10 protein-coding genes are annotated in these 14,655 nt (G+C 74.3%); 9 read left to right on the forward strand and 1 reads right to left on the reverse strand.

The features are described from left to right. The first annotated feature begins 306 nt into the window (after nt 1-306). The 9 genes from OG310_RS20235 (at nt 307) to OG310_RS20275 (ending at nt 13,536) form a co-directional block, all read left to right on the forward strand. Nucleotides 307-2,001, forward strand: a complete 1,695-nt coding sequence (locus OG310_RS20235; protein WP_329457281.1) for an acyclic terpene utilization AtuA family protein — start codon at nt 307-309, stop codon at nt 1,999-2,001. Continuing rightward, the gene (locus OG310_RS20240) at nt 1,998-3,608 is read left to right on the forward strand and encodes an acyl-CoA carboxylase subunit beta (protein ID WP_329457282.1); all 1,611 of its coding nucleotides are present in this window, start codon (nt 1,998-2,000) and stop codon (nt 3,606-3,608) included. The genes OG310_RS20235 and OG310_RS20240 overlap by 4 nt, the downstream gene beginning before the upstream one ends. A gap of 109 nt (nt 3,609-3,717) precedes the next feature. Further along, entirely contained in the window at nt 3,718-5,928 is a 2,211-nt protein-coding gene (locus tag OG310_RS20245; protein ID WP_329457283.1) for an ATP-binding protein, read from the forward strand. Then, nucleotides 5,925-7,082: an acyl-CoA dehydrogenase family protein gene (locus OG310_RS20250; RefSeq protein WP_329457284.1), complete on the forward strand. Its 1,158-nt coding sequence runs from the start codon at nt 5,925-5,927 to the stop codon at nt 7,080-7,082. Before OG310_RS20245 ends, OG310_RS20250 begins: the two co-directional genes overlap by 4 nt. 267 nt (nt 7,083-7,349) lie before the next feature. Continuing rightward, entirely contained in the window at nt 7,350-8,051 is a 702-nt protein-coding gene (locus tag OG310_RS20255; RefSeq protein ID WP_329460275.1) for an enoyl-CoA hydratase family protein, read from the forward strand. A 122-nt stretch (nt 8,052-8,173) separates the two neighbouring features. Continuing rightward, the gene (locus OG310_RS20260) at nt 8,174-8,716 is read left to right on the forward strand and encodes a TetR/AcrR family transcriptional regulator (RefSeq protein ID WP_329460276.1); all 543 of its coding nucleotides are present in this window, start codon (nt 8,174-8,176) and stop codon (nt 8,714-8,716) included. A 212-nt stretch (nt 8,717-8,928) separates the two neighbouring features. After that, nucleotides 8,929-9,552 (forward strand): pyridoxamine 5'-phosphate oxidase, encoded by a 624-nt coding sequence (gene pdxH, locus OG310_RS20265; protein ID WP_329460277.1) that lies wholly within the window; start codon nt 8,929-8,931, stop codon nt 9,550-9,552. Nucleotides 9,553-9,636: 84 nt separating this feature from the next. Beyond that, a complete protein-coding gene (locus OG310_RS20270) occupies nt 9,637-11,553 on the forward strand; it encodes an SMI1/KNR4 family protein (RefSeq protein WP_329457285.1) in 1,917 nt (638 codons plus the stop codon). A gap of 528 nt (nt 11,554-12,081) precedes the next feature. Beyond that, nucleotides 12,082-13,536 (forward strand): PAS domain-containing protein, encoded by a 1,455-nt coding sequence (locus OG310_RS20275; protein ID WP_329457286.1) that lies wholly within the window; start codon nt 12,082-12,084, stop codon nt 13,534-13,536. Between the two features lie 201 nt (nt 13,537-13,737). Here the strand turns inward: OG310_RS20275 and OG310_RS20280 are convergent, their stop codons facing one another. Then, nucleotides 13,738-14,490, reverse strand: coding sequence for an SIS domain-containing protein (locus tag OG310_RS20280; protein ID WP_329457287.1), 753 nt, complete (start codon nt 14,488-14,490; stop codon nt 13,738-13,740). Nucleotides 14,491-14,655 lie beyond the last annotated feature (165 nt).

Below are 14,655 nucleotides of genomic sequence, written 5' to 3' on the forward strand. Positions count from 1 at the left end.
GGGCGGGCTGACGGGACGGTTGACCGGTGGGGTCACTCCCGCTCGGGCGGGCTGAGGGGACGGTTGGCCGGCGGGGCCACTCCTGCTCGGGCGGGCTGAGGGGACGGTTGGCCGGCGGGGCCGCTCCCGCTCAGCCACTCTCCCCGGTGGCCTCCTCGGCGGCCTCCCCGGCAACGTCCGCAGTGCCGCGTCCCGTTGCCGGCAGCCGTCGAGGACCGTCGACGACCGGTCGGCCGGAGGCAAACAAGCACGCATGCTTGTTTCGCGCCAGTGTCACTGCCATGCTCCCGGGGGAAGGGAGCCCCCATGCCAGCGACCGCGCCCGTCCTCCGCGTCGGCAACGCATCCGGCTTCTACGGCGACCGGTTCGACGCCCTCAGATCCATGCTCACCGGCGGCGAACTCGACGTCCTGACCGGTGACTACCTCGCCGAGCTGACCATGCTGATCCTCGGCCGGGACCGCCTGAAGGACCCCTCGGCCGGCTACGCGCGCACGTTCTTGCGGCAGTTGGAGGACACTCTCGGCCTCGCCCACGACAAAGGCGTCCGCATCGTCACCAACGCCGGCGGTCTCCATCCGGCCGGACTGGCGGACGCCGTGCGGAAGTTGGCGGACCGGCTCGGCGTTCCGGCGCGCGTGGCACATGTGGAGGGCGACGAACTCGCCGGTCACGAAGGGACACTGACCGCCCACGCCTACCTCGGTGGCGCGGGGATCACCGCCTGTCTGCGCGCGGGCGCGGACATCGTCGTCACCGGCCGCGTCACGGACGCCGCCCTCGTCACCGGTCCGGCCGCCGCGCACTTCGGCTGGGACGTGACGGATCCCGGTGATCTCGACGCCTTCGCGGGCGCCGTCGTCGCCGGGCACCTCCTGGAGTGCGGCGCCCAGGTCACCGGCGGCAACTACGCGTTCTTCGCGGACCACGACGTGCGGCGGCCCGGCTTCCCGCTCGCCGAGATCAGCGCCGACGGATCCGCCGTGATCACCAAGCACCCGGGCACCGGCGGTGTCGTCGACGTGGGGACGGTCACCGCTCAACTCCTCTACGAGACCGCCGGCGCCCGGTACGCGGGACCCGATGTGACCGCGCGGCTCGACACCGTACGGCTGCGCGGCCAGGGACCCGACCGGGTCGCCGTCAGCGGGACCCGCGGAGAGCCGCCACCGCCCACGCTCAAGGCCGGACTGACCCGGATCGGCGGCTGGCGCAACGAGGTGGTGTTCGTCCTCACGGGCCTCGACGTCGACGCCAAGGCCGCGCTCGTACGCGGGCAGGTGGAGGACGCCCTCGCCGGGCGCCGTCCGGCTGGCGTCCGCTGGGAGCTGGCCCGTACAGACCACCAGGACGCGGACACCGAGGAGGCCGCGAGCGCGCTGCTGCGGCTCGTCGTGCGCGACAGCGACCCCGAGGCCGTGGGCCGCGCCGTCACGGGGGCCGCCGTCGAGCTGGCGCTCGCCTCGTACCCCGGGTTCCATGTCACCGCCCCGCCGGGGAAGGGGTCGCCGTACGGGGTGTTCGAGGCGGTGGGCGTGGCCCGCGGGACGGTGCGCCATCTCGCGGTACTGCCGGACGGCGAGCGCGTACGAGTGCCGGAGCCGGTGGACTTCCTGGAGCTCGCGGACGTCGCGGCGCCGGCGTTGCCCTCTCCACCGCCCGCCGGTCCCACGCGCCGGGCCCCGCTCGGCCGGGTCGTCGGCGCGCGCAGCGGCGACAAGGGCGGCGACGCCAATCTGGGGGTGTGGGCGCGCGACGACGAGGCGTGGCGGTGGCTCGCCCACACGCTGACCACCGAGGCGCTGCGCACTCTCCTGCCGGAGACGGCAGGCCTGCGCGTCGAGCGGCATGTCCTGCCCGGCCTGCGCGCCCTGAACTTCACCCTCCACGGACTCCTCGGCGAGGGCGCCGCCTCGGCCGCGCGCTTCGATCCGCAGGCCAAGGCCCTGGGGGAGTGGCTGCGTTCGCGCCACACGGACATACCGGAGGTGCTGCTGTGACCACCGAGACCGACCCCCCGGGCACGACCCCCCACGAGCCGCCGGCACCCCCCGTCCCGCCCCGCGGCGCCATGCTCGACAAGCTTGCCGAACTGGCCGCCGAGCACGGCAAGGCACTGGCGGGCGGCGGCGAGCGCTATGTCGAGCGCCACCGCCGCCGGGGCAAGCTCCTCGCCCGCGAACGCGTCGAGCTGCTGCTCGACCCGGACACTCCGTTCCTCGAACTCTCCCCGCTCGCCGCGTGGGGCAGCGACTATCCGGTGGGCGCCTCCCTGGTGACCGGCATCGGCGTCGTGTCCGGCGTCGAATGCGTGATCAGCGCCAACGACCCGACCGTGCGTGGCGGCGCGTCCAACCCGTGGACACTGAAGAAGGCCCTGCGGGCGGGCGAGATCGCGTACACCAACCGGCTCCCGCTGATCAGCCTGGTCGAGTCGGGCGGTGCCGATCTCCCGTCGCAGAAGGAGATCTTCGTCCCGGGCGGCGCGCTGTTCCGCGACCTGACCCGGCTGTCCGCCGCCGGAATCCCCACGGTGGCCGTCGTGTTCGGCAACTCCACCGCGGGCGGCGCGTACGTGCCCGGCACGTCCGACCACACCGTCATGATCCGCGAGAGGTCCAAGGTGTTCCTGGGCGGGCCGCCGCTCGTGAAGATGGCGACCGGCGAGGAGAGCGATGACGAATCCCTCGGCGGCGCCGCCATGCACGCCCGCACGTCCGGGCTCGCGGACCACTTCGCCGAGGACGAGCAGGACGCGCTGCGGCAGGCGCGGCGGATCGTCGCGCGCTTCAACCACCGTAAGCCGGGCGGCGATCCGGGTCCTGCCGCGCCGCCCGCGTACGACGCGGAGGAACTGCTCGACATCGTCCCCGCCGACCTGCGCACGCCCTTCGATCCGCGGGAGGTCGTGGTGCGGATCGTGGACGGTTCGGTCTTCGACGAGTTCAAGCCGCTCTACGGGCCGAGCCTGGTGACCGGCTGGGCCGAACTGCACGGCTATCCGGTCGGCGTCCTCGCCAACGCGCAGGGGGTGCTGTTCTCCGCCGAGTCGCAGAAGGCGGCCCAGTTCATCCAGTTGGCGAACCAGCGCGACATCCCCCTGGTGTTCCTGCACAACACCACCGGCTACATGGTCGGCACGGAGTACGAGCAGGGCGGCATCATCAAGCACGGCGCCATGATGATCAACGCCGTCGCCAACTCGACGGTCCCGCACCTGTCCGTGCTCCTCGGCGCCTCCTACGGCGCCGGGCACTACGGCATGTGCGGGCGGGCCTACGACCCGCGCTTCCTGTTCTCCTGGCCGAGCGCCAAGTCCGCCGTGATGGGCCCCCAGCAGCTCGCGGGTGTGCTCTCGATCGTCGCCCGCGCCGCCGCGCAGGCCCGCGGCCAGGCGTACGACGAGGAGGGCGACGCGGCGCTGCGGGCCGCCGTCGAGGCGCAGATCGAGGCCGAGTCGCTGCCGGTGTTCCTGTCGGGGCGGCTGTACGACGACGGTGTCATCGACCCGCGCGACACGAGGACCGTGCTCGGTCTGTGCCTGTCGGCGGTGCACAACGCGCCGGTGCGGGGGGTGCGGGGCGGGTTCGGTGTGTTCCGGATGTGAGCGCGCGCAGTGCTTCGGTGGGCGGCGGGCCCACGGGCGCCGGCGATCCGCCCGCGGGCGGCGAAGCCGGGGGAGAAGTCAGTGGTGGAAGAGGGCGAGAGGTCCGGCGATGATCACATCCGTTCTGGTGGCCAACCGCGGCGAGATCGCGTGCCGCGTGTTCCGCACCTGCCGTGCGCTCGGCATCGCGACCGTCGCCGTGTACTCCGACGCCGACGCGGGGGCCCTGCACGTACGCGACGCGGACTGCGCCGTACGGCTGCCGGGCACGGCGTCCGCCGACACGTACCTGCGGGGCGCCGCGATCGTGCGCGCGGCCCTTTCGGCGGGTGCCGACGCCGTCCACCCGGGCTACGGATTCCTGTCCGAGAGCGCCGCGTTCGCCCGTGCCGTCGAGGACGCGGGGCTGTGCTGGATCGGGCCGCCGCCCTCGGCCGTCGAGGAGATGGCGTCCAAGACGCGTGCGAAGAAGCTGATGGCCGCCGCCGGGGTGCCGCTGCTCGCCCCTGTCGATCCGGCGCGGGCGAGCGCCGCCGATCTCCCGCTGCTGGTCAAGGCCGCGGCCGGGGGCGGCGGGCGCGGCATGCGGATCGTCCGGGACCTCGGTGTGCTGCCCGGCGAACTGGCGGCGGCCCGGGCCGAGGCGCAGGCGGCGTTCGGGGACGGCGAGGTCTTCGTCGAGCCGTACGTGGAGCGCGGCCGGCATGTCGAGGTGCAGGTGCTCGCCGACGCGCACGGCACGGTGTGGACGCTCGGCACCCGGGACTGCTCGCTCCAGCGGCGCCATCAGAAGGTGATCGAGGAGGCGCCGGCACCGGGCCTCACGCCGGAGCTGACCGGGGCGCTGTACGAGGCGTCCGTGGCCGCGGCGCGCGCGGTCGGCTACCGGGGTGCGGGGACCGTGGAGTTCCTTCTCGCACCGGACGGGCGGCCGTACTTCCTGGAGATGAACACCCGCCTCCAGGTGGAACACCCGGTCACGGAGGAGGTGTTCGGGACGGACCTGGTGGCCTGGCAGCTCGCGGTGGCGGAGGGCGCCGCGCTGCCGCCCGAAGCGCCGTCGCCGTCGGGTCACGCGGTCGAGGCGCGGCTGTACGCGGAGGACCCGGCGCGCGGCTGGGCGCCCGGGACGGGGCGGATCGAGGCCCTGGACGTCCTGGCAGGACCGGCCGGGGCGGGGGCGGCCCCCGGGACGCGGGTACGGGTCGACGCCGGGTACGCGGCGGGTGACACCGTCGGTGTGCACTACGACGCGCTGCTGGCGAAGGTCGTCGCCCGGGCGCCCACCCGCGCCGCGGCGATCCGGGCTCTCGCACAGGCGTTGCGGCGGGCCCGGTTGCACGGGCCGGCCACCAACCGGGACCTGCTCGTGGGCTCGCTCTCGCATCCGGACTTCACCGGCGCGGACCGGCTCGACACCGGTTTCTACGACCGCAACCTCGCCGGACTCACCGCTCCGCCGGCCGGGCCGGGCGCCCGCTGCGCGGCCCTCGCCGCGGCCCTCGCGGACGCGGCGGCCCGCAGGGCGGCACCGGGTGCGGGAGCCGGGGTGCCGGCGCGGATCGGCGGCTGGCGCAATGTGCCCTCACGCCCGCAGAGCAAGACGTACGAGGTGTCCTGGCCCTCCGGGGCGGGCGGCGGCGTGCCGTTGGAGGTGCGCTACCGCACGGGCCGCGACGGGTACGCAGTCGATTCCGGGCCGGGCGGGGAGAGCGAGGGCGGTGGCATCCGGGTCGTCGCGGTGTCTCCCGCCCGGGTGAGTCTCGAAGTCGACGGCCTGGTACGGCACTTCGACGTCGCGAGCTACCCGGCCGACGGCACCGGCACCGGCGTCGGCCGTGGTGGCCCCCGGGGCGCCGGGAGCGATTCCGGCACCGGCGAGCACGCGGTGTATGTCGACAGCGCGGGCCTCGGCTCGTACCGCCTGCGGGCGCTGCCGCGCTTCACCGACCCGGGCGGGCCCACCGAGGCGGGCTCCCTGCTCGCGCCGATGCCGGGCACCGTCGTGCGGGTCGCCGACGGCCTGGCGGAGGGCGTCTCGGTGGAGGCGGGTACGCCGCTGGTGTGGCTGGAGGCCATGAAGATGGAGCACCGCGTCACCGCTCCGGCCGCCGGGACGGTCGCGGCGCTGCACGCGGTGCCGGGCCGGCAGGTCGAGATGGGGGCGCTCCTCGCCGTCATCACGCCCCGGGCGCCGAAGACGCCGGACGAGGCGGGCGCCGCCCCCGCACAGCACCGCACGCAGGGCACAGCACCGCACCCCACAGCACACGACGCGGCACCACGAGGCCAGGGAAGCGAACCGGAGGAGACGCCATGAGCGGCGGGAACGGCACGGCGAGCACCGTCATCGAGACGACGGAACAACGCGACCTGCGGGCCGCCGTCGCCCGGCTCGGCGCCCGGCACGGCGCGGGCTACGACCGGGAAGCGCTCTGGTCCGAGGCGGGCAAGCTCGGCTACCTCGGTGTGAACCTGCCCCAGGAGCACGGCGGCGGAGGCCGGGGCGTCGAGGAACTGTCCATAGTCCTTGAGGAGTTGGGTGCCCAGGGCTGCCCGCTCCTGCTGCTGATCGTGTCGCCCGCGATCTGCGGCACCGTGATCGCCCGGTTCGGTTCGAAGGAGCAGAAGCGGCGGTGGCTGCCGGGGCTCGCCGACGGCACGCTCACCATGGCGTTCGGCATCACCGAGCCGGACGCGGGCTCCAACTCGCACCGCATCACCACCACCGCGCGCAGGGCCGAGGACGGCGGCTGGATCCTGACCGGCCGCAAGGTGTTCGTCTCGGGCGTCGACATCGCGGACGCGACGCTGATCGTCGGCCGTACCCAGGACGCGCGCACGGGGAAGCTGAAGCCGTGCCTGTTCATCGTCCCGCGCGACGCGGAGGGGTTCCGGCGGACCCCCATCGAGATGGAACTGCGGGCGGTGGAGAAGCAGTTCGAGCTGCTGCTCGACGACGTGCGGCTGCCCGCCGACGCGCTCGTCGGGGACGAGGACGCGGGGCTGCTCCAGCTGTTCGCCGGACTCAACCCGGAACGCGTCATGACGGCCGCCTTCGCGATCGGCATGGGCAGGTACGCACTGGGCAAGGCCGTCGCCTACGCGAAGGAACGCACGGTGTGGGGCACCCCCATCGGTGCGCACCAGGCCCTCGCGCACCCCCTGGCCCAGGCGCACATCGAACTCGAACTCGCCCGGTTGATGATGCAGAAGGCGGCCCGGCTGTACGACGCGGGCGATGACGTCGCGGCGGGCGAGGCAGCCAACATGGCGAAGTACGCGGCGGGCGAGGCGTGCGTCAAGGCCGTCGACCAGGCGGTCCAGACCCTCGGCGGCAACGGCCTCACCCGCGAGTACGGGCTCGGGCAGCTGATCACAGCGTCACGCGTGGCCCGGATCGCGCCGGTGAGCAGGGAGATGATCCTGAACTACGTCTCGCACCAGTCGCTGGGTCTGCCCAAGTCGTACTGACCCGACGCCGCCGGTCCCGGATCCGACGCGGCCGGTCCCTCCGGGGCAAACGCCGAACCCTTCAGGGAAAGGGGGCAGGAGGGCGTACATTGTCCGTTTCCCCGGAGGCCCGCAGGGGCTCCGCCCGGCGGCACGGGCCCCGGGCCGACCGATCGACACGAAGGAAGATGCTGTGTGACGGGACATTCGGCAGCGCAGGGCACAGGCGCCGGGCCGGCGGGCACCGGCCCCGGGGCTCCCGTCGTACGCTCCGCGCACGAGCGCGGGATCACGACGCTCACTCTCGACTCGCCCGCGAACCGCAACGCCCTCTCGGCGCGCCTGGTACGGGAGTTGAGCGAGGAACTCGCGCGCTGCGCGCAGGACCGGGCGGTACGGGCGGTGGTGCTGACGCACACCGGCACGACGTTCAGCGCGGGAGCGGACCTGAAGTCCCCCGCCAACCCGTACACGTTCGTCGGCCTGATGCGGCAGATCATCGAACTCCCGAAACCGGTGGTGGCGCGGGTCAGCGGCCACGTCAGGGCGGGCGGCCTCGGGCTCGTCGGTGCGTGCGACATGGCGGTGGCGGACCGCACGTCCGACTTCGCGTTCACGGAGGTACGGATCGGGGTCGCGCCGGCGGTGATCTCGATGCCGCTCCTGCCGCGCATCGACCCGCGCGCGGCGTCCCGCTACTACCTGACAGGTGAGTTGTTCGACGCGACGGCCGCCGAGGCGGCGGGGCTCCTCACGGCGGCGGCCGATGATGTCGACGCGGCGCTGTCCGGCCTGCTCGACGGGCTGCGCAGGGCGTCGCCGCAGGGGCTCGCGGAGGCGAAGAAGCTCCTGACACTCGATGTGCTGGAGGCCTTCGACCGGCACGCGGAGGACCTCGTGCAGCGGTCCGCCTCGTACTTCATCACGCCGGAGGCGCGGGAGGGCATCGCGGCGTTCATGGAGCGGCGGGACCCGGCGTGGGTGAGGTAGACGCGCACCGCGGGGAGCCGGCCGGCGCCCCGCCGGCGGCCACGGGAACGCCCCCGGGCGGCCCTGCCGCGACGGTCCCCGGGGAGCCGAAGCAGGACCGCAGCCGGGCCACCCGGCGGCGGCTGCTGGCGGCGGCCGTCAGCTGCCTCGCCGAACGCGGCTGGGCAGGGTCCACGGTCATGGTCGTCGCCGAACGCGCGGGCGTCTCGCGCGGTGCCGCCCAGCACCATTTCCCCACCCGCGAGGACCTGTTCGTGGCGGCCGTCGAGTACATGGCCGAGGAACGCTCCCGTGCGCTCAGGGCGCTTCTCCCGCCGGGCCCCAGCCACCGGGCCGAAGCCGTCGAGGGCCTGGTCGGGCTCTACACGGGCCCGCTGTTCCGGGCGGCCCTGCACCTGTGGGTGGCGGCGGCCGACGAGGAGTACGGCGACCTGCTGCGCCCCCGGGTCGTCGAACTGGAGGCCCGGGTGGGCCGCGAGGCGCACCGCGTCGCCGTGGCACTGCTGGCGGCCGACGAGTCCCGCCCCGGCGTGCGGGAGACGGTCCAGGGGCTGCTGGACATGGCCAGGGGCCTCGGCCTCGCCACCCTCCTCAGCGACGACACGGCGCGCCGCTCCCGCGTCGTCGGCCAGTGGTCGGCGCTGGTGAGCCGCGCCCTGGCCTGAAGGCAACGCGCGACGGGCGGCGGTGAAGGCGGCGCGGCACCGCCGGAAGACGGGGCAGGGGCGCCGCCACGGCCCGGTCTCCGGTGCTGCCGGGCCCCGGATTCCCTGGGCGATCGCGGCCCCGGCGGGGCCCGTTGCAGGTCGGCGCGCGGCGCGGGCCGGGCCTGGGGCAGGATGGTGCCGTGTCTGACGAGAGTCCCGCCCCCGCCACCATGCGCGAGCAGTACCGGTCCACGCCGCTCCTGGAGTCCGACGTGGCCGCCACGCCCATGGACCAGTTCGCCCGGTGGTTCAAGGCCACCGCCGAGTACGGGCTGCCCGAGCCCAACGCCATGGTCGTCTCCACCGCCGACCCGCGCGGGCGCCCGTCGTCCCGTACGGTCCTGCTGAAGCAGTACGACGACCGGGGATTCGTCTTCTACACCAACTACACCTCCCGCAAGGGCGTCGAGATCACCGCGAACCCCTATGTCTCGGTGCTCTTCCCCTGGCACCGGATCGCCCGCCAGGTCATCGTCACCGGGACCGCCGCGCGCGTGGGACGTGACGAGACCGCCGCGTACTTCCGTACCAGGCCCCACGGTTCGCAGTTGGGCGCGTGGGCGAGCGAGCAGTCGGCCGCCATCGCGTCCCGGGAGGAACTGCTGGAGCGCTACGCGCTGCTCGCCGCGCGCTACCCGGAGGGCGAGCAGGTGCCGGTGCCGCCGCAGTGGGGAGGCTTCCGTGTGACGCCCGGGACCGTCGAGTTCTGGCAGGGCCACGAGAACCGGCTGCACGACCGGCTGCGGTACGTGCGGGAGGGCGAGGCCTGGCGGGTGGAACGGCTCTGCCCGTAGCGGGCCGCACGGCGGCCGCGCACGGCGCCCGAACACCCGCCGCCTCAAGGGCCGTTGTCAGTGTCCGCTGGCAGGATCGCCCGCATGACGCAGACGATCGACGACTGGCGTCCCTTCCTGGAGCGGTGGAGCCGGGAATGGGCGGACGTGCGGGCCCCGGGGCTGCGGGAGGACCACCGTGGCCTGGAGGACGAGGAGCCCCGCCGGGCGGATCGGCTGGGGTTCCCGCCCGCGTCCGAGGAGCGGATCGGCGCGGCGGAGGAGCGGCTCGGGCGCCGGCTGCCGCCGTCCTACCGGACCTTCCTGAAAGTCAGTGACGGATGGCGGCACGCGGGCGGCTTCGTGTACCTGCTCGCCGGCGCCGAAGCGGCCCGGTGGTTCGAGGGCGGCGCGGGCCGGGCCGCGTACTACCCGGGGGAACTGCACGAGAACTCCTCTCCCGAGGACGTGTTGCTCGCCGGGATGTGGGGGCGCTCGCTCCAACTGGCCGTGGAGTCGGACATGGCCGACGTCCTGCTGGACCCGGGGGACGTGGGGGACGACGGTGAGTGGGCCGTGTACAGCCACGCGTCGTGGCGCGCGAGTCCACCCAAGCGGTATGCGTCCTTCCGCCTGTTCATGGAGGACATGTACCGGGAGTTCCACCGCCTGACGGCGAACGAGTCGGTGCGCACGGCGGTCGCGTTCGCCAACGCGACCACGCGGGCCCAGGACGCTTCCGTGGAGGCCGCCCGGCTGGACGCGCTGGCCGGGCGGCACGAGCGGGCCTCGGCGGGCCTCGCGCAGGCGGTGTCGTACGGCAGACCCCGGGCCCAGGGCCTGCTGGACCAGATCCACCGGCTGCTCGGGAAGACCTACATGGTGTATTTCCCCGGCCTTGCGGTCGATCCGCTGTACGCGCCGGAGGTGGTGCCCCTGTTGGCGGCAGAGCACGTGCGCAGCAGCCATCTTGACGACAGTGCATGGGGACATCGCCTGCGGGGCGCCACGGACCCGCTGCGGGAAGCGGCGGACGGGATCCTGCGGCAGGTGCGGGGCGGAGCGTTCCGCTACACCGCCGAGGGACCCTTCGGGCGGGCCGTCGAAAAAGCGCGGGAGCAGGCGCTCTGGGGCGGGACGGACGAGGCCTGGGCCACGCTGCGTGCCGCACTGCCCGCGTGGCGGCCGCTCGGCCCCGACCACCTCGCCCCGGTGGGCCTGTGCGCCGACCCCCTCCTCGGACCGCTGATCACACCGGAGCGCGGCGCCGAACTCCTGGCCACGCCCCGGGCGGGCGAGCCGGGTGAGACCCCGGTACCCGCGCCCGACGCCGATCCTCCGGGGCTTGCGTGGCTGGCGGAGTCCGGTGGCGACAGCATGCGGGCGGCGTACCGCTTCGTCCTCGTGGAGGGGGTCGAACCGGCCGAACTGCCCGGCCGTCTCGGCGCCGACGGGACCGCCGCCGTCCTGGAGGGGCCGATGACCCGGTGGGAATCGCGCCGGCAGGGCAGGAGCAGCCCGGGATCCTCGACCTGGCGGGACGAGGGGAACGCGATGGTCGGCCGGGCGGGCCCCGGATGGAGTTTCGCGTTCGAGGCCGAGACCGAGGGCTTCGTCGAGCAGTGGATGGTCTCTCCGGGTACGGCCGCCTCGCACGGCACCCGGGCGGTGACGGTGTGGCGGCAGCCCGCGTCGGGGCAGCACCCGGCTGTCTTCCATCTCTCCTGCGCGGTGGACGGGGAGGAGCGGTACGCGTTCACCGTGCGGGGTACGGACGTCGGCCTGCGGGGCCCGGTGCCGGACGCCCTGGATCCGGAGCGCCTCTTCGCCCGGGACGATCAGGGAGTCAGGCGGGACGAGCGGGACGCGCTGGAGGCCGTCGCGGCCGAGTTCGGCGTCCGGCTGCCCCGGTTCGCCCTGGAGCGCGGGCGCCTGCACGTCCTCCGTACCGGGCCCTGGCGCAGGCTCCCGCGCGAGGGCGAGAGGTACGCGACCCTCAGCTGGAGGCGGCAGCGGCCGTAGACCGCTCTCCCGCAGTGCTCCTGACGCGCAGCGCGCGCCCGGCTCGGATCGCGGGCCCGACGCGGAGCGCGGCCCGGCGCGCGGTACGGGCCCAGGGAACGCAGAGACCCGCGAGCTCGGGTTCCCTCCGGGGAGGGAGCCGGCCGGACGTACCGGCGAGCTCGCGGGTCGGTGACTGCTGGGATTGGCCGGCGGAAGCCGGCACCGCACAGAGTGCGACGAACGGGCCGCTAGCCCGCAGCCACCTCACGCGTCCGGTTGCCATACATCTGACGAACCACCTCCCTTCTCGTGTACCCACACCCTAAAAAACCGCGTGGAGGACGACAAGCGAATTACCTGGATATTGACGCGGGCACCCCGTGGCGCCGCCCGATCCGGCCCCGGCGCGTGCGGCCCGCACGCCCGCTCACCCGCCGCGATACGATTTTCGGGAACCTTGTGTGTGCCGCGTCACGTTCAGTGGAATGATCGCAGTGAGTGGACGTGTGCGGAACAGGCGCGGACGTCCCGCATGGGGGTGGCAGGATGAGTGCTTCCCGGAGTGAGACCACCGACGCGGCGGGACCCGACGAGCCGGGATCGGATCTGCTCGCGGCTCTGCTCGACGGCATGGACGCCGCTCTCTGCGCCTTCGACGCCGGGGGCGTCGTCACGCACTGGAACCGCGAGGCCGAGCGGATACTCGGCTGGAGCGCAGCCGAGGCGGTGGGGCGGCACGGGTTCGCGGGCTGGGCCGCCCGTTCGGCCGACGCCGACGAGGTGCTGGCCCGCCTGATGGCCACCATGGACGGCGAGGGACGGCAGGTCCACGAGTTCGCGATGCTGCGCAAGGACGGCGGCCGGGTGCTCGTACGGACCCAGTCGGCGGGCGTGCGCGGCGCCGACGGGAAGCCCGCAGGGGTGTACTGCGCGTTCAGCGAGGTGCACGCGCAGATCGACCTGGAGCGCTCCATAGCGCTGAGCGAGGCGTTGTTCGCGGACGCGTCCTGGGGTGTGGTCCTGGTCGACGTCGACCTGCGGCCCACGGTGATCAACGCGCACGCGGCACGGGCGCTCGGCTCCGGCCGTACGACGGTGCTCGGCAGGCCGCTGGGCGAACTCGTCGTGCAGGGGTCCGAGGAGCTGGAGGCGGCCCTCCACCACGTCCTCGCGGAGGGCGCGCCGACCGGCCTCACCGAACTGTGGGTCACGGTCCGTACGGCCGAGGGTGAGCGGCGCCGCTGCTGGCGCAGCGGATTCCTGCGGCTCGCCTCGCCACTCGCGGAGGAGCCGGTGCCGCTCGGCGTGGGCTGGCTGTTCACGGACGTGACGGACGCGCGGCTGACGGCGCAGGAGGCGGACCGGCTGCGGTTCCGCTCCAACCAGCTGCACCGCGCCGCACGCTCCGCCGCCGAGTGCGAGGACCCGATGGAGGCCGCCACCACCTACCTGGACTTCGCGCTCGCGGGCTTCGCGGACCACGCGCTGATCGATCTGGTGGCCGGTCCCTCGGGACGCCGGGGCGGCGGGGCGTACGACGCCACCGACCCGGACGCGCCGGTACGGCTGGTCCGCACGGCCGCGACGCCGACCGGCGCCTCGGGGCCGGTCGGCCGGGTCGCGGGCGGCGGCATCCCGGTGGGCTACCTCGACGGCCATCCCGCGCTGCGGGCGATGGAGCGGGCCGGATCGGTGCGGGCGAGCGCCCCGGCGCCGGGACGGAGCGCGCCGGGCACGTCGGCACGGGAGCCGTCCCAGGCGGCCCCGTCACCGGTCCCGGCCCCGCAGACATGGGCCGCCGCGCGGCAGTGGCCCACGGACTCGGTCCACGCGCTGTGCACGGTGCTGCGCAGCCGGGGCCGCTCACTCGGAGTCGTGACGTTCCTGCGGTGCGGCGGGCGGGCGGCCTTCGAGCGGCCGGACGCGCTGTACGCGGAGGACGTGACGGTCAGGATGGCGGCGGCGCTCGACCTGGCGGAGGTCCTGCGCCCGCAGCCGTGAGCCCGGGCCCCGGGCTCTCCTGCGGGAGGCGTGCGACACACGCGCTCCCTACCCGGGGGTAGGCGCGGTGCGTTCCCAGGGACCCGGTGCGCCCTCCGGGACACGGTGCACCTCCGGGACATGGTGCGTCGCCCCGGGACACGGTGCGTTTTCTGCGGGACTCGCTGCGTCGCCGCCGGGGCGCATGGTCCCCGTACGGGGCTAGTGCCAGAAGATCCGGTCGGCGTTCTCCTCGATCACGCGCACGTTCCACTCGGTGCCGCCGTCGATGTTGCCGGACCGCAGCAGCGGCGGCTCGATGCCCCGTGCCGCGAGGTCGGAGGCGGCGGTCGCCATCACGGCCTGCATGAGCGCGCTGGTGACGACGGTGGACGCGGGTGCGAACGGCGCGGCGACGCCCTCGGCGGTCAGTTCGGCGTCCCCGATGGCGATCTTGTTGTCGAGGACGATGTCGCAGTGGTCCTTGAGGAAGGTGCCGCTCGCGTTCCTGGGCGTGGTGCCGGTCGCGTACGCCACGGACGTCACGCCGATCACGGTGAGTCCCCGCTCGCGGGCGTGCCGCGCCATCTCCACGGGCAGGGTGTTGCGGCCGGACAGCGAGATGATCACGAGGATGTCGCCGGCGGTGGCGGGGGAGGTGTCCAGCACGGTGCTTGCCAGCCCCTCGACCCGCTCCAGCGCGGAACCGAGCGTCGCGGGCCGTACGTCGACACCGGTCATGCCGGGCACGGTGAGCAGGTTCATCACGGCGAGTCCGCCCGCCCGGTAGACGGTGTCCTGCGCGGGCAGCGACGAGTGCCCGGCCCCGAACGCGAACAGCCGCCGGCCCCCCGCGACGGCGTCGGCGATCGCGGCCCCGGCGGCGGCGATGCTCGCGGCCTCCTCGTCCCGTACGCGGCCCAGGAGCCCGGCGGCGGCGTCGAAGAACCGGTCTGCGGGGCTGCGGTCGTCCATGAGGGGCCTTCCGTGGGGACGGTCAGTGCGCTGTCTCTGCGGCAGCCTCTGTGCCGGTGCCGCGGATCACCCTCCGGTCGGGAGCGTCCCGGTGTCAACACGACATCGGCACCGGGTGCCGGCCCGCCCGTCACACGACCGGGTGCGCTTTCGGCGGTTCACGTG

It is taken from the genome of Streptomyces sp. NBC_01497 (assembly GCF_036250695.1).
Classification (GTDB): Bacteria; Actinomycetota; Actinomycetes; order Streptomycetales; family Streptomycetaceae; genus Streptomyces.